12 protein-coding genes are annotated in these 19,995 nt (G+C 36.9%); 10 read left to right on the top strand and 2 right to left on the bottom strand.

Annotated features, from left to right (window positions below):
- Positions 1-94 precede the first annotated feature (94 nt).
- Positions 95-2,011 (top strand): right-handed parallel beta-helix repeat-containing protein, encoded by a 1,917-nt coding sequence (locus AXY_RS03995; RefSeq protein ID WP_015009500.1) that lies wholly within the window; start codon positions 95-97, stop codon positions 2,009-2,011.
- 274 nt (positions 2,012-2,285) lie between these two features.
- Here AXY_RS03995 and AXY_RS04000 read toward each other — a convergent pair whose 3' ends face one another.
- Positions 2,286-2,645 carry a hypothetical protein gene (locus AXY_RS04000; RefSeq protein ID WP_015009501.1) on the bottom strand — a complete coding sequence of 120 codons (360 nt, stop codon included), beginning with the start codon at positions 2,643-2,645 and terminating at the stop codon, positions 2,286-2,288.
- A gap of 294 nt (positions 2,646-2,939) precedes the next feature.
- Here AXY_RS04000 and AXY_RS04005 point away from each other — a divergent pair, with 294 nt between their 5' ends.
- Positions 2,940-3,113 carry a hypothetical protein gene (locus AXY_RS04005; protein WP_155835463.1) on the top strand — a complete coding sequence of 58 codons (174 nt, stop codon included), beginning with the start codon at positions 2,940-2,942 and terminating at the stop codon, positions 3,111-3,113.
- Between the two features lie 422 nt (positions 3,114-3,535).
- On the top strand, positions 3,536-6,157 hold the full coding sequence (locus AXY_RS12520) for a carbohydrate binding domain-containing protein (RefSeq protein WP_172635001.1): 2,622 nt from the start codon (positions 3,536-3,538) through the stop codon (positions 6,155-6,157).
- A gap of 64 nt (positions 6,158-6,221) precedes the next feature.
- Here the strand turns inward: AXY_RS12520 and AXY_RS04015 are convergent, their stop codons facing one another.
- Entirely contained in the window at positions 6,222-8,999 is a 2,778-nt protein-coding gene (locus AXY_RS04015; protein WP_015009504.1) for a glycoside hydrolase family 3 protein, read from the bottom strand.
- Positions 9,000-9,458: 459 nt separating this feature from the next.
- Here AXY_RS04015 and AXY_RS04020 point away from each other — a divergent pair, with 459 nt between their 5' ends.
- From AXY_RS04020 to AXY_RS04050, 7 genes are all read left to right on the top strand, one after another.
- On the top strand, positions 9,459-11,732 hold the full coding sequence (locus AXY_RS04020) for a glycosyl hydrolase family 95 catalytic domain-containing protein (protein ID WP_015009505.1): 2,274 nt from the start codon (positions 9,459-9,461) through the stop codon (positions 11,730-11,732).
- 23 nt (positions 11,733-11,755) lie between these two features.
- Positions 11,756-13,540 carry a sensor histidine kinase gene (locus tag AXY_RS04025; RefSeq protein WP_015009506.1) on the top strand — a complete coding sequence of 595 codons (1,785 nt, stop codon included), beginning with the start codon at positions 11,756-11,758 and terminating at the stop codon, positions 13,538-13,540.
- A 15-nt stretch (positions 13,541-13,555) separates the two neighbouring features.
- Positions 13,556-15,073 carry a response regulator transcription factor gene (locus AXY_RS04030; protein ID WP_015009507.1) on the top strand — a complete coding sequence of 506 codons (1,518 nt, stop codon included), beginning with the start codon at positions 13,556-13,558 and terminating at the stop codon, positions 15,071-15,073.
- A gap of 661 nt (positions 15,074-15,734) precedes the next feature.
- Entirely contained in the window at positions 15,735-16,406 is a 672-nt protein-coding gene (locus tag AXY_RS04035; RefSeq protein ID WP_015009508.1) for a YesL family protein, read from the top strand.
- Positions 16,407-16,420: 14 nt separating this feature from the next.
- Entirely contained in the window at positions 16,421-17,755 is a 1,335-nt protein-coding gene (locus tag AXY_RS04040) for a DUF4340 domain-containing protein (protein ID WP_015009509.1), read from the top strand.
- Between the two features lie 249 nt (positions 17,756-18,004).
- Complete coding sequence (locus AXY_RS04045; protein WP_015009510.1) at positions 18,005-19,018, top strand: ABC transporter permease; 1,014 nt, start codon at positions 18,005-18,007, stop codon at positions 19,016-19,018.
- Positions 19,019-19,069: 51 nt separating this feature from the next.
- On the top strand, positions 19,070-19,954 hold the full coding sequence (locus AXY_RS04050) for a carbohydrate ABC transporter permease (protein ID WP_041450259.1): 885 nt from the start codon (positions 19,070-19,072) through the stop codon (positions 19,952-19,954).
- The last annotated feature ends 41 nt before the right edge of the window (positions 19,955-19,995 follow it).

A 19,995-nucleotide genomic window follows, 5' to 3' on the forward strand; every position in this document is an offset into this window, starting at 1 on the left:
CTAATAATGTCTCATAGAGTATAATTTTTTGAGTAGGAAGGTTTTTGTAAGCGTTATATAATAAATGATATATAAGGAGGTATGCAAATTGGTAATGGAATATCACGTAGCAAAACATGGATCAGACTTAGGTAAAGGAACAAAAGACGATCCCTTTTTAACGATTAATAAAGCAGCTTCGGTTGCTGTTGCAGGTGATACAGTTATTGTTCACGAAGGTGAGTATCGCGAATGGGTAAATCCGCAAAATCCGGGACTAAGTGAATGGAGAAGAATTACATACAAGAGTGCTGAAGGTGAAAAAGTTGTCATTAAAGGTTCAGAACGAATCGACAGCTGGGAAAAACTTGAAGGAACTGTATGGAAAGTAGTTATTCCTAATGAATTTTTCGGAGATTATAACCCTTATAAAGAAGAAGTTTATGGTGACTGGCTCGTAGATAATAAAAACAGACATTTAGGTGAAGTGTATCTAAATGGCAAGTCATTTTATGAAGTCCCGACACTGGACGAAGTTAAAAATCCAGTTAAACAAATAGAAGTAGTTGATCATTGGACAAGAAAAACTGTTCCAGCACATGATCCAGAACAGTCAGTTTATACTTGGTATACAGAAGTAGATGAAGAAAACACAACAATCTATGCTAACTTTCATGAGTATAATCCAAATGAAGAATTAACTGAAATTAACGTACGTAAAACAGTCTTTTTCCCTGAAAAAACTGGTATGGATTATATTACAGTTAAAGGTTTTGAAATGGTTCATGCAGCAACGCCATGGACACCACCAACTGCGGATCAACCAGGTTTAATTGGTCCACATTGGAGTAAAGGTTGGATCATCGAAGATAACATCATTCATGATGCGAAAACAAGTGGAATTAGTTTAGGAAAAGAAATTTCAACAGGTGATAATCACCACACGAAACGCAAAGATAAACCAGGTTATCACTATCAGATTGAGACAGTTTTCCAAGCGCATAAACAAGGCTGGAGTAAAGAATCAGTTGGTTCACATATTGTCCGAAATAACGTTATTTATGACTGTGGTCAAAATGGTATTGTTGGACACTTAGGCTGTATCTTTAGTGAAATTTACAATAACCACATTTATAACATTGCTGTAAAACGTCAATTCTGGGGTCATGAAATTGGTGGAATTAAGTTACATGCGCCGATTGACACACATATTCATAATAACCGAATTCATGATACATCACTCGGTATTTGGTTAGATTGGCAATTACAAGGTACACGCGTTAGCCAGAACATTTTTTACCGAAATAACCGTGACTTATTTGTTGAAGTAACGAGTGGTCCATTCATCGTTGACCATAATATCTTGACTGCTGATTATGCTCTAGATAATCATGCGCAAGGTGGAGCCTATGTTAATAACATTATCAGAGGTGAAATGATTCATAGAAAGATGCTTGACCGTTCGACACCATATCATGAGCCTCATAGTACAAATATTAAAGGAATGGCTCCTGTGTACGGTGGAGATGATCGCTGGTACAATAACATTTTCATTGGCGACGAGGGACTTGAAGAAGTCGGAACTGCTCACTACAAGGGCTATACTACATCACTAGAAGAGTATATGTCGAAAATTTATGATACAACAGGTGCTGACCATAGTGCGTTTAACGCAGTTGAACAGCCTGTTTATATTAATGACAATGCTTATTTCAATGGTGCTACGCCTTTTGAGCGAGAAGAAACAAACCTTGTTTCAGACTATAATCCTGAATTTGCATTGATTGAAGAAGGCGATGAAGTGTATCTTGAAATCACACTTCCAGAGAACTTCGAGGAAATCAAAGGTGATGTTCACTCGACTCTTACATTAGGTCGTGTACGACTCACTGATGTTGAATTTGAAAAACCACATGGTGGCGAACTAGTACTTAACACTGACCTTCTCGGGGAAGAAAAGTCAGGCGAAACTGTTTTAGGGCCACTGGCAAACCTAAAACCAGGTAAGAACCGCATTAAAGTGTGGGGCTAATTGAAAAATTAGCTTATCGAATAGGAGACTTTCTAAGGGTTGTTAAGATCTTTAGGCTCTATGTTAAATAGTGTTGGTCAGAGATTATGAAGGGAGAATTCAATACGAATTCTTCCTTCTTTTTTAGGCCGATTTCTCTGCTTGTTCTTCTTGAAATATCAGTGGTGTTAGTAAGTTTAAAAAAACTCATCAACACCATAAATTATAGAGCACTTAATTAATATTTATCGCCAAAATTATTCACCAAATTTACGTGACATAGAATCTAAAACTTTTACTCTCCAGTTGATTTATGTTGAACGTTAAATTTATAGAAAAACCACATTGTAAGTAAACCAATTATCAGAGATACAATAACAGTGACCACCAAGAACAATAGTCCACCAGGAGCGCCATGGTTATAATATTGTCCTTGTGGAAAAAAAATAACCCTTGTCATAATCCATGCCACAATAAAGATCGTTAAGAAACAAATTATGACGCCAATTGAAAGAGAAGACGTTGACAGCACCTCTTTATACCTCTTAATTATAAATAATAGTGGCAGTACCAAAAATAATAATAAAATTACACTAAATCCAATGATTAACTCAGCACTTTGGAAAATCTCAAAAAATACAATTAGATCACTCATATTTAACCTCCTAATTTCTTCTATATTCTAGTAAAAGCCATTATTATAAATAATATTACATTAATGTAATGTAATTGTAAATAACATAACAGAAAATAACTATAATCGATTTTTTCTTTATTAATAGAAGTTGGCGATTAACCTCCTTGCCTTCAATCTAATTTACTTACTATTCTGATGCTAGTATAGTTTCATAGGCACACCTAAGTTAAATTAGATACAATCAATTTAAGTAGAATGTGTCACAAGGGGAAAACAAAAAAGCGCAAACGTTATAACGTTGATTTTAAAATTATGGTGGTTAATCTTTATCGTTCTGGAAGTTCTGTAAAGGATTTGAGCAGTGAGTATGGCGCTTCAGCGGTAACTATATATAAACGGTTTAAGGATATTACTCTAGTTGTAGGTGTTGATGGCAAAGATATTACACCTAAAGAATTTGATGCCATTCAAAAAGAAAACCTTTGATTGAAGCATAAGCTTGATATTATTTAAAAAGGCTATGGTTATATTTGCAAGAAAGTAAACGTTAATGAACTGACAGAATTTACTTCAAAACATAAAGCCTAACATCCTATCGCTACAATGTTCGAAACCCTTGATATAACTAAATCTACCTACTATGAATCATTAAATAAAATAGAATCAAATCGTGATTGTGAGAATCGTGAATACACTGAAAAATCGTGAAGACCCATGAAGAAAGTAAAAACGCAAAGCCATAAGTAAACGGTCTTTAAGTCGAGATTTGGTCAAGCTTTACTAATATCAGCTTAGACCTAGAATTAGGCATGTTAAACGTAGAGTTGATAGGGTTACATAGAGTGTAAGCGTTTTATATAATAAAGATTAGCGATCAATTTAAATGTTTTTTAGAAGGAGGTATGATTTTGAACAATAGGCAAAAAATCATGGGTACTATTATTGCACTATTAGCGATCATTGTCATCGTTGTTTTCGCTATCAATTCAGGCGACTCGACACCAGATGTTGACGATGAGGTGGCGGGTGAACCGGAAGTCGAAGAAGTGGAAACTGACGAAGAGATGACACCCACAGTGGTAAATAAAGAGTTAATTGAAAATGGTGGATTTGAAGAGGGTGAATCCCCTTGGCTTAATTATCGTTCGGCACAAATTGAGGTTACAGATGAAGAAGCCCATAGTGGCTCACATAGTTTACTAGTAACTGATCGTGTCGCAACGGTTGATGGACCGCAACAACATATCACTGAAAAGGTGAGAGCTGGTGGGACTTATGAATTCTCAGCGATGGTCAAGTACGTTGATGGGCCTGATCAAAAAGGTTTTAATTTTAATATTCAAAATGGACCGAGTTGGGAAAATATTGATGTTATGGCAAGTTCGACGATTAAAAAAGGTGAGTGGGGCCTGATCGAAGGAACTTACACGATACCAGAAGATGCTGATTTATCACAGAATTTTATTTTCATAGAAACTACGTATGCAAACCCGGCAGATCCAGAAACGGATTTAATGGATTTTTATGTAGATGATGTCTCTTTTGTAGATATATCCGAACGACCAAATTTATTAAAGAATAGTGATTTTGAGGATGGTTTGGAGCCATGGACGAACTATGGTGATGCGAGTATAGAGGTTACTGATAAAGAATCTTATAGTGGAGCAAATAGTCTATTTATCTCTGATAGACAGCTTACGACGAATGGACCAAAGCAGGATATTACGGGAATGATCGAAACCGAAACAAACTATGAATTTTCTGCCTGGATAAAATATACGGATGGTCCAGATGAAAAAGAATTTAATTATAATATTCAGCATGGTTCTAGTTGGGAAGGTATTGAGGTTATGGCGTCCTCAACGATTACTAAGGGTGAGTGGGGTTTAATTGAAGGGACCTACACTGTTCCGGAAGATGCGGATCTATCTGAAACATTTATTTTTTTAGAAACCTCTTATGTTGATCCAGCAGATCCAGAAGTGGATTTAATGGATTTTTATGTCGATAATGTGACTTTTGGTAAGTCGTTAAGAGCAGCGCCAAAAGGCGAAGAGCATGGGGCTATCCATGAAGGTACTGATGCAGTTGCTAAGCTACCGGGGAAACATAATCCATTAATTAGTCATAAGTTTGGTGCAGACCCAAATGTGTTAGCTTATGATGGAAGAGTTTATGTGTATTTAACGAATGATGAGTATGAGTATGATGCACTTGGAAATGTCATTGATAATACGTATGCTGGGATTAATACGATTACTGTAATTTCATCAGAGGATATGGTGAATTGGACAGATCATGGTGCAGTGCCAGTTGCTGGTCCAAATGGTAAGGCACAGTGGGCGGTTAACTCTTGGGCTGTCGCAGTTGGAGTAAAGGAAATCGATGGTCAGGATAAGTTTTTCATGTACTTTTCTAATAATGGATCAGGCATTGGTGTCTTACAAGCAGATTCTCCTTTAGGGCCATGGGAAGATCCAATTGGACGTCCATTAATTGATGGAAGAACTCCAGGTACTGAAGGTGTGTTATGGATTTTTGATCCTGATATTTTAATCGATGATAATGGAGATGGTTACCTCTATTACGGTGGGGGAGTGCCAAGTAATGGTGGTGAACCTACGCAAGAGCAGGCAGAGCGTCCACAAACTGCTAGAGTGATTAAACTAAGCGATGATATGATCGCTACAGTAGGAGAGGCACAATTAATCGATTCACCTTTCCATTTTGAATCTAGCGGTATCCATAAATATAATGGTAAATATTATTACACGTACAGCACGAACTTCTCTGGAGATCGAGGCGAAGACGATCCGGGTTATGCTGATATTGCTTATATGATGAGTGATCATCCGATGGGACCATTTACTTATCAAGGTGTTGCTTTAAGAAATGGTTTTGAGTTTTTTGGTGTCGGTGGTAACAACCATCAGGACTTCTTTGAGTTTAATGGTCATTCATATGTTGCCTATCATGCACAAACGTTAGGTGATGCTTTAGGTACTGTACAAGGCTATCGTTCACCACATATTAATAAGCTAGAATATGATGAAAACGGTAGAATTATTGATATTATTGCAAATATGGATGGAGTAGAACAACTGACAAACTTAAATCCATATCAAAGGGTTGAAGCTGAGACGATTGCGTGGAGTGCAGGTATCAAAACTGAAGAGTCGGAAGCGCCAGGAAGTATTTTAGACGAACTTAATCTTCATGTCACAGATATTCATAATGGAAATTGGGTAGCTGTTTCACAAGTTGATTTTGGTGAAAATGGAGCGAAATCCTTTAAGGCAAATGTTGCAGCAACTGTTGGTGGTGCGATCGAGGTTCGTTTAGGTAGTACAGACGGTGAACTCATTGGAACACTGGAAGTTAGCCCAACTGGTGGTGAACAAGAGTGGGAGGTAATGGAAACAGATGTAACGAGCGTTTCAGGTGTTCATGATGTTTACTTTATCTTCACTGGCCAAGGAGAAGAGCATTTATTTAACTTTGATTACTGGACATTTACAGAAGCGAACTAAATAGAGAAGATAAAAATACTAGCTATTAAGTTTAAGAACTTGATAGCTAGTATTGTTTTTTCGACTAATCTAATTTAACAAACTGAACCGCTTCAATCTCAATCCCTGGTTTTGTAAAATCTAAGCTTAATTCATATAAACCGGCTTCAAGTTCAATTTTTGGTAATTTTCGCTTAACTATTTTGCCATCTGTTCCGTTTGTTTGAGCGGTTGCTACGATTTGCCCGTTGATCACAATGTTACAAGCTGTTTGGGCAAGATCATTTCCCGGTGATGACAGATCAACAAACATTCGGTATTCACCAGCTACTTCAACTTTAAAAACAATCGTTCCGGTTGGGTTTGGTGTCACTAAATCATTTGTTGCTAAACTTTGGACATCCTCTGGCTCTACCAGCTTTGTCGGAGCCAATTTTCCAAACGAGTCATCAAAAGTTTGCTTTCGATTAAATACAGGTGCCTCAATTAAAAATTTACAAATATTAATCGCCGATCGTTGCAATTCACCACGTGTTAACGTGCCAGCCTCTAACGCTTCGATCGTCCGGTCCTCACTCGCATTCACTTCGGCACCATAGTTCGGTACAACCATATAGAGATCATTTTGTGCCCGAATCATATGATGAGTATTGCTCCGATCAGCTTTGCCCGCTTCAATTGGATCGTTCATATGTGCCCACCAATCAGTCATTACAATCCCATCAAAGCCCCATTCGCCACGTAGAATCGTTGTGTTGAGGTCATAATTGGATGCCGACCAGTGCCCATTGATTGGGTTATATGCTGTCATCATCCCTTTAGCGCCACCTTCTTTAACGATCATCTCAAACCCTTTTAAGTAAAGTTCACGTAATGCACGTTCAGAAACAACGGCATCGACTTTCGTACGTGATTGTTCTTGGTTATTGGCTGCAAAGTGCTTTGGCGTTGCATGTGCGCCACCTTTAACAATCCCACGTGAAGTTGCAATTGCCATCACACCAGTTAAAAATGGATCCTCAGAAAAATATTCGAAATTACGCCCATTAAGCGGATGGCGTCTTAAGTTCATTCCAGGCCCTAATAACAAATCAATTTGATTGCGCACAAGCTCTTTTCCTTCATAAACGTAAAGCTCTTCAACTAAAGCTTGATCCCAAGTTGCGGCGAGTAATGTCCCGATTGGCACTTGGGTTGCCTTTTGTCCCGTATCCATCCGAATTCCAGACGGCCCGTCCGCCGTACAAGCAACAGGTAGCCCATAGTTTAATAGTGAATCACTGACACCACCAAACGCTGAAGCCGTTCCAGGTGTGACAAGCGGACTAACCATTCCTTCACCGCGAACGAGCGTCGCTAAATCTTGGTCGGAAAATTGCGCGACAAACGTTTCAATCGCTACTTTTCCTTCAGCAACATCCTGTAATGTGTAGCCCTGATCACCCGTTTGTTCAAGAGACTCTGGCATTCTCGCTTCAATTCGTTCTTTGATTGAAATTTGTCGAGTCGGTACATCAACATAAGTCTCTTGATAGCGCCCATCAGCTAATTTTTCACCCGGCTTAAGTCGCTTAAATGCTTCGACTGGAGCTAACGCCTCCTCTAGTTGTTCGACTAAACGTGTTTCTGAAACAAGATAACCTGCTTTCCCATCAACTTCAACTCGCTCTGTTTGTCTGACGCTTGATCCAATATGAAATAAATAATCACCAGCCTCAAGCACATAAGCTGACCGATAACCCGTCACCCCAGCATCATCATAAGAAGCAAACGAATCGACCGCACAACGTAACGTCAATACTTCAGATTCACCAGGCTGTAGCAACTTTGTTTTTGCAAAAGCAACAAGTGAACGTGACGGCTGCCCAAGCTCGCCTTGTGGCGCTTCGAGATAGACTTGAACGACTTCTTTTCCTGAAAAATTCTCCCCAGTATTTTTAACGGTTACTTCAAATTCGATCTGTTCCGCCCCATCGATGAGAACTGTTTGTCCAGGTGCACAGTCGAGTTTAAAGGTCGTATACGATAAGCCAAAGCCAAATGGAAACTGAACTTTTTCTGGTGCAAATGTTTCAAAGTAGCGATAGCCAACATAAATATCTTCGGCATAAATATTTTTCAGGTCATCCCCATAATTTGCTGTTGCTGGATAATCATCGATCGAATAGGCGATTGTATCTGGTAGCTTTCCACTCGGTGTGACCTCACCAACAAGTACGTCACTTGCTGCACGTCCACCTTCCATCCCACCATGCCATGTATAAATTAATGCTTGAATTGGATAATCTTGCATCCAACTCGTATCGATAATATTTGAGGTATTTAAGACGACAACGACACGATTAAAATGGTCAGTTACGCGTTTAATCATTGTCAGCTCATCATCTGTCAATAAATAGCTCCCTTGTTCAGCAGCATTATCTTGATCTTCACCAGCTGTTCGACCAATCACAATCACTGCCTTGTCTGACTCGTCACTCGCTTGTTTGACGATTTTCTCAGTCAGGGGCATTTCTTTTTGATGCCAAGGTTCAGCAGCCCAACCGCCACCGCCATTATCAAATGGATTGTCTTTAATCCATGCTTGATAAATTGCTGCTAAGTTTTCATTGATTTCGAGATGATTTTTTTCGCGTAAACTATCAATTAGGTTTGTTGTATAGCTGACGTTCACACTTCCACCAGAGCCTGTTCCACTGCGGTAATAGTCACTTTGCACGCGCCCAAAAACTGAGACGCGTTCACCTTGTTGAAGCGGTAATGTGGCGTGATCATTTTTTAACAAAACAGCACCGTCAGCGGCAACTTGACGACTAAATTCAGCAAATCCTTCTAATGGTACTCCGATTAATTGATTATTCATTAGTCATACCTCCAATAGATAAAAATAAACGATCTCTCTACTAGCTTATCAGAAAACGGTTACATTTAATACATAAATAAGTAGAGGTGAAAACTAGTGATAAAGAGAGATTGACTAAACGATAAAGTAATAAACTTTAAAAACAACTGGCAATTTTCATTAAAACCTTGTATAAATAGTGATGAAGTATGGTTCCGAGTGGGTTTACTTCACAGGAAAGAGCAAAAATGGTTTATAATCAGCTAGACAAATATTTATTCGCTTGATATAATTTGACACAAATAAATGAGAATTAATTAAATTAATTTACCAAAGTATTTATTTGGGTTTATTAGTTAATATTGAACGATGGATTAAGGTTATTTAAAGTGTTGCCTTTTTGTAAGCGTTAACAAATAATTTAATAGAGTAGTAGAAATTTAGGCTAATTTAATAATGTGAAGAAGGGATGAACATTCAATGACGATTAAGACAGATCAAGTTCCTTTAAAAGGTATTTGGCATGATCAGCCTGCAAAGAAATGGGAAGAGGCCTATTTATCGGGAAATGGCGAAATGGGTCTATTAGTTTTTGGTGATCCGAAAGAGGAGACGTTGATTGGGAATCATGCGCAATTGTTTTTACCGATGGGAAATCAATTTGTCGTGCCTGATTTGAGAGAAGAATTACCTGAATTTAGACGGATTATTAAAGAGCAAGGCTATCAGAAAGGATTAGCGTTTCATTATCAAAAAGCGGTTGAAAAAGGCTACCCTGGCTTAACGATGAGTGATCCATACACCCCCGCATTTCAACTTCAAATCAAAACCGGTGTTAGGGCAGTGTCCGATTATTGGAAAAGTATTGATTACCAAACAGGTGAAATAACTGTTAATTACCAAGCGGATCAATCGACTTATCAAAGTCGTTCGTTTGTTTCACGTGCAGATGGAGTGATTGTTTATCAATTAAAGACGACTGCTGATCAATTTCAGGTTGAATTAGAACCGGCTATTTTTCAAGAACCTGAATTAGATGGACGGTTAGTTTGGACCGATACTGGTTTTCGTTTGGATTATCATTATACAAAAGGAGCTGGTGGTTATACGACTGTCGCTCAAGTTATCGCTCCAAATGCGACAATTGAAACGGATCAAGACCGGATGATGATTAGTCATACAGATCAGTTATTATTAATGATTAAAATTTACCCTGAGTTAACTAACCAGCAGGTTGATTGGTCTCGAGGGCTCTATGAGCCATTATTTAATCGGCATCAGGCACTTCATCAGGAGTTGTTTGATCGGGTTGAGCTTAAATTAACAACCGATTATGAACGTGGTCGTAGTTTTCAAGATTTAATGTCAGAGGCACAATCATCAGAGGGCTTACCAAAGGCATTAATTGAAAAGATCTATGATGCTGGCCGTTATATGTATATTTGTAGTGCGGGTGTATCGACTCCTAATCTTCAAGGGATTTGGAGTGGTACGTTCCATCCAGCGTGGAGTGGTGATTACACATTTGATACGAACGTCCAGCTTTCAATTGCCTCGGCCTTAACGAGTCATTTAGAAGAAGGGCTTCATGGCTTATTCAATTTAATTGATTCTTTATTGCCCGGTTTTCGAGAAAATGCAAAATATTATTTTGATGCTAGAGGGATCGTGGCTCCAGCGCATGCAAGTAATTATGGACAACATCTCCATTGGAATGAGGAGTGGCCCCTTCAAATTTGGACGTGTGGCGCGGGCTGGTTAGGTCATTGGTATTTTCAATATTATCGATTTACAGGAGATCGATCGTTTCTGAAAAATATAGCTGTTCCGTATTTAGAAGAGGTGGCCTTATTTTATCAAGATTTCCTCATTGAGGATGAAGATGGCACTTACCGCTTTACACCGTCTTATTCGGCAGAAAATGGCGCTGCTGACAATGCGACACAAGATGTGGCTGTGGCCAAAGAAGTATTAAGTAATTTGATCGAGAGTTATCAAATTTTAGCGATTGAAACAGATAAAATAGAACATTGGCAAAATATGCTTGATCGGTTGCCAGCCTATCAAATAAATCAGGAAGGTGCTTTAAAGGAATGGCTAACTCCTGATAAGGGAGAAAATTATAACCATCGTCACTTTTCACATTTGTATCCGATCTTTCAAAGTCGTGAATTTACTGCAGAAACAAATCCGCAAATGTTTAAGGCGAGTCGAGTTGCCTTTGAAAAACGTTTAGAAGCATGGCTCTTGAATGAAGAGGGGGAAACAACTTCAACACATGGTCGAATGCATACGGCCTTATGTGCGACACAATTCCATATGCCTGAATTAATTAAAGAAGTGATCATGCTCGTGATTAACAACAATTGTTTCTATCCTTCATTGATGATGAGTCACTATGACAATCAAGAAGTGTTTAATGTCGATGGAAATGGTGCATTTCCACAAGTAATCCATGAAATGCTCGTTGATTATCATCATGACACATTATATTTACTGCAAGCTTTACCATCTGATCTTGATTGTGGGGAGCTAGCCGGTGTGCGATTACCAGATCAAATGACAGTTAGAAAATTAAAGTGGGATTTAAAGAAAAGTAAAGTTCAGCTGTCATTAATAAGTAAGATCGATAAACAACTGAAACTGAAATTACCACTCCATCCAAATGCAAAGTTAAATCATCAGTTGCAAGAAGATTTTAGCTTAAATTTAGTAGCAAATGAACTAAAAACGATTGAAATAAAGTTGGCATAATTTTTTACAGGGAGGTATTTAACATGCGATGGCTTAAAGGGCAGATTTTAAATTTAAAATTTAGTCATAAGTTGATGGGTGTCTACCTCCTTGTCACAGCGATTCCAATCATCTTTGTTGGCGTTTATTTAAATGTCGGGATGCGAAACGTTATGCTTAATAACGCCATTTTTGAAACAGAATCAAATTTAGATAAAATTGAAATCCGCCTCGATACAGTTTTAAGTCGAATTACACAAATTTCAGATTTAATCTATATTAGCCGTGATATGAATTTGTTGCTCAACCAAGAATATGAGACAACGTTAGATATGTATAATGCCTATTCAAACTATCCAGTTTTTGATGATTACCTAAAATATTATGATGAGGTTGAAACGATACAATTTTATATGACGAGTCCAATGATCACGAATTCCTATTTCATTCATGCAGATGAGAAAATAAGTAGCGAAGAATGGTATCAAGAAGCAGTTAATAACCGAAGCAAGATTAATTGGATTATTAAAGAAGAGCAGTGGACAGGCAAGCCGTATCTAACTTTAACACGATCAGTTTATGGTGAAAGGGATCAATTTTTAGGTGTCCTAGCTATCTATCTTTCTCAAGAAAAATTAAAGGAAATTGTTGATAGTGAAATTCATGACGTTTTTATTGTTTTAGATGAAGAATGGATTATTTACAACCACAATCAAGAATTATTGTTTACTTATCCGGATTTTTTAAATGGCTTACCTGAAAATGATCTCGAAACTCAGTTGTATGATTATCATTATCGTGGTGAAGATGTCACAATTAATCTCCGTCGCCTTCAACCAAAAAAGAGCTTAATTAATGAGTTCCAAATAGCAACAATTATTCCTATAGAAACGTTGTTGGAGCAACCTAATGCAATATTTACCCGGGGTTATTGGATTATCTTCCTTGCCCTTGTGATCTCAATGTTCTCTTTCTGGTTATTTAGTCAAGTGTTTGATTCAAGAATTAACGTTTTAAAGCATGCGATGACGAAAGTTGCCCGTGGTGAATTTAATATTAGACCTAAGATTAAAGGTGGTGACGAGATTGGTGAGGCGTACGGAGAATTATACCAAACGTCGCAGAGTTTACAAAAGTTAATTGATGAAGTTTATGTGCATAAAATCAAGGAAGAACGATGGCGTCGCCAACAAAAAGAATCAGAATTTAAAATGCTATCTAGTCAGATTAATCCACACTTTTTATATAACACATTAGAAATGATCCGAATGAAAGCGATCGTTAATCAAGATAAAGAAGTAGCGACATTGATTCGAAAGTTAAGCAAAATGATGCGTTCAGCATTAGAACGAACAGATCGCCCAGTGCCATTAACGGATGAGCTTGATTTAATTAATACCTATTTAGAAATTCAGCAAATGCGTTTTGGTGATAAATTGACTTATCAAATAAACATTGACGGTGAATTTTCAGAATATACAATTTTTCCATTGATTATTCAACCACTAGTTGAAAATGCAATCATCCATGGACTCGAACCTAAAATGGGTTTAGGGGAAATAATTATTTCAGTTGTCCCTAATCACGATCAATTAAAAATCAGTGTTTATGATAACGGTGTAGGAATGACAGCCCATCAACTTGAAGAGTTAAAAAAACGCCTCGATCTAGAGGAAGACTTTTCTGGAAAACAAATTGGCGTCCGAAATGTTCATCAACGGATTAAGCTCTATTATGGTGATGCGTATGGATTAACGATTTCAAGTCAGTTCAATGTTGGAACAACTCTGATGATTACACTTCCATTAGATCAGAAGAATAACTATTAAAGGTAGGGATAAATCATGTATAAGGTCTTACTGATTGATGATGAGCCTATTATTAGAGATGGAATGAAGCAAATAATTGAATGGGAACAATATGGCTTTATGATTTGTGGTGATAGCGGAAATGGTCGTGATGGATTAAATTTAATTCGGACATTAAAGCCTGATTTAGCTTTTGTAGATATCCGAATGTCTGGAATGTCAGGGATTGAAGTGGTTGAACAAGCGAAACAGGCAGGTTATTCAGGCAAGTTTGTCATTCTTTCTGGGTATTCAAGCTTTAGTTATGCGCAGGAACTAATTAAATTAGGGATTCATTCCTATTTATTAAAACCGATTGATGAAGATGAATTAGTTGAGATTTTAATTGAAATCAAACAAATTCTTGATGGAGAGAAGCTGATTAATTCTGAATTGACCGCTTATTATGAACTAACAGAAGAACAGGCATGGCGAGCCGTGATTGATGGTCGGCTTGAAGAATGGCAACGCTCAGTATACGTGAAAAACCAGGTTGGTCCATTTTTACTGGCTGGAATAAAGTTACGGAAAAAATGTAAGCGAGGTCAGATTAAGAATGAGTTCATTCATGTACTTAGTCCGACTGCAAAAGTCATTTTTAAAGATAATATGATTTATTTACTTTATCTAAATCAAGATCAAGAGACGGTTAAGCAAGAACTTGTTCAGATCTTAAGCTACGTTCATACAAAACATGATCCTGATGCCTCGGCTAGTTTAGCAAAAGAATATCAGCAACTTGTTGATACACAGAAAGCGATTGATGAAATTATTGATTTACAAGATCGTGGCTTTAGTTATTCAAATCAACAGGTTTTTCAGCACCCATTTAATCGGTTAGCCCATCCAGTCACGTTAGATCAAGAGCAAATTAGCGCTAAAATTGTTCAAGCAATTGAGTTTAAAGATCATTCGTTGCTACTTGAACAAGGCGAAAAAATTATTGACTATTATCAGAGTCGTGCTTTAATTAAGGAAAAAGTCCAAATCGAGATGCTTGAACTCGTCTTATTAATTACGCGAACGATTAAAAGTCAATATCCAGAAACAAAGACACCCTCGAAACATGAATGGGTAGATCAGGTCTATCAATCATATAATCTAGCAGAATTGATTGATAATCTAATCGAACAATGGTGGCTTTTAACTGAAGAGATCAATGGATTTATTATTACATCGGACGATGACAGTATTGAAAAAATTATTGCCTATATTGATCAATATTATTCCCGTGATATAACATTAAAGCGTCTGGCTGATCTATTTAATTATAATCGTTCATATTTAGGCAAAAAATTTAGAAAAGAGACAGGGCAATATTTTCATGAGTATTTAGAGAAAGTAAGAATCGAAAAGGCAAAGACATTATTAGCAACGAGCCAAGAAAAGGTTTATGTTATCTCAGAGCTTGTTGGCTACAACAATATGGATTATTTTTATAAAAAATTCAAAAAACATGTCGGCAAAAGCCCGAAAGAATATCGAAAATCACTCGAAATTGACATGAACAGCTAATGATCGACTGTTATAAGCAACTCAACCTTTGCAAATTTTTATTTGAGCGTTGAGCGAAGTGGCATGAATGGTTGCTAATCGTGCCCTTAGTCATGTGGAAATCAATAGTTAGGTAACGAATAGATGCTAATCGTGGCCTTACTCGTGTGGAAATCAACAGTTAGGTAACGAATAGACGCTAATCGTGGCCTTACTCGTGCTAAAATCAACAGTTAGGTAACGAATAGTTGCTAATCGTGCCCTCACTCATGTGAAAATCACGAGTCTAGCATTAACAAAGTTATTCGTGTTTTATCCTTAATCAATCTAAGTATTCGCTAAAAATATAATTACGAAAGTTGAGTGAATGAATTTCATAATGACTTAATTGGCTATAAAACACGAACAATTGGGTTACAGGTGACGCGGTGATTTCCACTCTAGGCGGACGCTTTCCGCGGGATCGGCCTCAGCTAATTGATAAAAACTTTCCAAGCTTTTATCACTGGATCTTCGGACACGATTGTTCCCGCTGGAGTCGCCGCCTGCCGTTCTAATCACTTGATTAGGCTTCTTTATTTACGTATGATATTGTATTTTCATTTGTAATTGTTCGTGTTCTTAACTAGATTTTTGTATTATGAAATTGACTCGAGTAAGTAAATTTAAGTAGGAGGAAGATATGAGTAAATCAATCATTGAGCGCCCAATCTATCAAATCATTAATTATATTTATGCTTTTTTCATGACTAATTTATATTTTTTATTATTAATAAGCCCATTCATCGTCGTTTATTACTTAGCAGAATTCACGGTTCAAAATATATTACTCTATTATGTGACCTTAATCCCATTCGGACCAGCATTTGCTGCTTTGTTAAAAACGATGGATAAACTTATTAGTGATAAAGTGATTCGACCAACAGCTGACTTTTGGCAGTTTTTTGTGCGGAATTTTAAAGTATCGATTAAATATTGGTTAATTCAATGGACAATTTTAGTTATTTTAATCATTGATATTTACTATGCTAATTTGAATATTCCATCATTATCAATTGTGTTTCTGATTTTTATTGTATTTTTCTTGCTGTTAATATTATATACCTTCCCAATTTTAACACGTTTTGAGGTGAAGATGAAAAACTTATTTATTGTTTCGATCTATTCGTTGTTCCGGTATATAAAGGTGACGCTGCTGAATGCAACGACATTACTTGCTTTTGGTGTTATTTATTATACTGTTCCAGGAATTACGGTACTCTTTTTTATGAGCTTAATTTGCTTCTTTATCATGTATAATTTACAGCCAGTTTTCAACCAATTGGAAGCGCAGTTTTTAAATCAAGAAGAATAGTGAGGTGCTAAAAAATGAAACACCTATCTAGAAAAGTTAAATTAACTTTTTCAATTAGTTTAATCGTTTTGTTCGTATTCTTAATTCGGCAGTTGCCGTTTGGTGAACTTGAAGGGAAAGCAGAGCATCACTTCATCGACATAGAAAAACAGATTGAGAAAATTGCGGTTCAAAGTGAGCGAGGTTTTACAATTGAAAAAGATCAAGATCAATGGGCTGTGCTCGATCGGCTTGAAAAAACAAATCAGTCGGTGGTTGAGCAAAATATCGTTCAGTTGCAACAATGGAGTGGTGAAAATGTCGACGTTAAACGGAAAGATGTCGGCTTAGATTTTCCAATTTTGAGCATACGAGTTGACTATGATGATGGTACGCACACTTACCTAATGATTGGGAAGCTTGATTCAAGCGGAACGAGTTTTTATGTTGGAGATCGTGAGCAGGGGAAAATTTATTTAGTTGACCGTTCATTAATTGAATCGTTCCCTTTTTCTGTTCAAGCCTATCTTGACACTTCACTTCTACCATGGTCAGCTAGTGAAGTTGAAACAGTTTTTATTGATAATGGAACGGAAGAGATTCACTTAACAAAGAATAGCCCATACCCAGAACAAGAAACGCGTACGAATCTAACGGGATGGTTAATCGGGGCGCCATACCAACATTATCACCATACTACTTATTCGCTCATGGAAGGTCTTTTACAAAGTTTGCAATCGTTTCAAATGGAGGAGCTAGTCGCTGAGCGTGTTTCTGATTGGTCGGAGTATGGTTTAGAATCGAGTCAATTTACGATTGAATTTGTCACTGCAACTGATCAAATTAAATTTTTGATCGGTTCACCAGCAACTGGTCAAAGTTATTTTGCTCGAATTGAAGGTGAAGATCAAGTCTTTACCCTATCCAATCAATTATTAGAAGCCTTTAGCTATCAAGCGAAAGATTATCATGATGGTTATGTCAAACTTTTAGCACTTGATGTCATGAGCCAATTGAGCATTGAATCTGATCAATTAGTTGTTGATATTGAAATGAATCATCTGAATGAGGATACGACTGAATTTAAAGTAGATGGTCAATTACTTGATGAATCTGAGTGGCGCAAGGCTTATATCTCCCTTGCTGGCTTGAAAGCAGTAGGTATTTCAGGGAAGGTGATTGATCAGGCACCAGAAATTGTGGTAACTTCAACGATCATTCATGATCAAGGTGAAAAAGAGATTGCATTGAATTTTGTCGATTATAGTGATGAGCATTATGCAGTTTTTATTGATCAAGTGAGTGATTTTTTAGTGAATAAAGCAGATGTAGAAGAAGCGATCGCTTCGATTGTAAATGTCTTGAAATAGTTATTGAACTGCTTTTTAAAAAATAGGTATGGAAATTGAGTCAGTTTCTATACCTATTTTTATGTCTACATAGTGGGATTGAGAGCTACTTCCTTGATTTACGTCCAATTCGAAACTAAAAGGTCTTCTTTTGAATGGTTTTTATGTCTTGAAATGCATGTTTTAATTGTAAGCGTTCACTTATACAATTAAGTTAGCTTATTAATATGAGAAAGAAAAATCCAGGGGTTACAAAAGGGAGAGAGAGAAATGAGCAAAAACTTATCACCAGCTAATTATCAGGCTGGTACACCGATAGCACCGACGATTAATCAAACTGGGAATCAGTGGAATCGAACACCTTACTCACCAGGAAAGAAGAATTTTTGGCAGAAGTTAAAAAGTCAAAAAGCACTTCTATTTATGTCCTTACCCTTTGTTATCTGGTTGATTGTCTTTCGTTACATCCCTGTTTTAGGTTGGACGATGGCATTTCAAGATTATAAACCGCAAAACTCATTGTTTGAACAAAAGTGGGTTGGTTTAAAACATTTCAAAGACTTATTTAATGAACCGACTTTTTACCGGGCATTAGAAAATACGTTAGGTATGGGAATTTTGGGTCTAATATTTAGTACTTTGGCGGCGATAACGTTTGCCTTACTCTTAAACGAAATGCGTTTTACTCGGTTAAAAAAACTAACTCAAACGATTTCTTATTTACCGCATTTTGTGTCATGGGTGATCGTTGCAAATATTGTCATTACGATGCTTTCGATTAGTGGCCCGATCAATAATTTATTAATGTCTATTGGTTTGATTGATAATCCAATTAATTTTATGGCTCGACCTAATATGTTTTGGGGAGTTGTAACAGCTGCAGAAGTTTGGAAGTCTACTGGGTGGAATGCGATTATATACTTTGCTGCGATGGCTGGAGTTGATCCGCAATTATATGAAGCTGCTAAAGTTGATGGGGCATCTAGATTACGCCAAATGTGGCACATTACTTTACCGAGTATTCGACCAGTTATTATTGTCCTCTTAATCTTAAACATTGGGAATTTAATTAATATTGGGTTTGAAAAACAGATGCTACTCGGAAATAACATTGTAATGGAGCGTGCGTTAGTTATTGACCTTTATGCTCTGAACTATGGAATTGGTATGTTCCGTTATTCATTTGGTACAGCAATTGGTATTTTCAAATCAGTTATAAGTATTATCTTAATTTTAATCGCCAATACTTTTGCCCGTAAATTAGGGGAAGGTCGTGTATTCTAAGGGAAATCGATTAAAGGATCGGGATAAATTAAAATGAGGGAGCGAAAAATGATGAAAAAGTTGAAAATAACTTTTTTTGATATCTTTTTGTTAGTCTTAATGGTTGGTGTAATTGTCGTTACACTTTATCCATTCTTAAATATATTAGCGATTTCATTGAATGATGCGACTGATACTGCACGTGGTGGGCTTCATATTTTTCCAAGACAATTTACTTGGGCAAACTATCAAGAAATTTTTGGTGGAACGGCTGATTTATGGTCAGCATTTGTCATGTCAGTATTAAGAACTTTAGTTGGAACGATTACTGGAATTATTGCCAGTACAATGTTGGCGTTTACTTTAAGTCGAAGAGATTACATTTTAAATGCGCCAATTAGTTTTATCCTTGTCATTACAATGTTTATCAGTGGCGGGCTTATTCCGGAGTATTTACTAATTCGCGAATTAGGCTTAATGAATAATTTTCTTGTTTATATTTTGCCGATGCTTTTAAATGCCTTTAATGTGATTGTCATTCGATCATTTATTGATAATATACCAATGGCTTTAACAGAGTCAGCCAAAATTGATGGAGCGAATGACTTTACGATTTTTTGGCGAATTATTATTCCATTGAGTTTACCGGTGATTGCAACAGTTTCCTTATTTTTAGCTGTTGGACAATGGAATAGCTGGTTTGATACTTACTTATATGCACGCGGGAATGCAAATTTATCAACATTACAGTTTGAGTTGATGAAAATCTTAGATAATACAAATATTTCATCGGGTAGTGTGACCTCGCAGAGTGCAGAATTTGTTGCTAGACGAACAAATCCGCAATCGATTCAAATGGCAATTACGATTATTGCAACAGTACCAATTTTAGTCGTTTATCCATTTTTACAGCGCTATTTTGTAACAGGATTAACATTAGGTGCCGTTAAATCATGATATTAATGAAAATTAATATAAATTATTTTTTAAAAATGGAG

The organism is Amphibacillus xylanus NBRC 15112, assembly GCF_000307165.1.
GTDB lineage: Bacteria > Bacillota > Bacilli > Bacillales > Amphibacillaceae > Amphibacillus > Amphibacillus xylanus.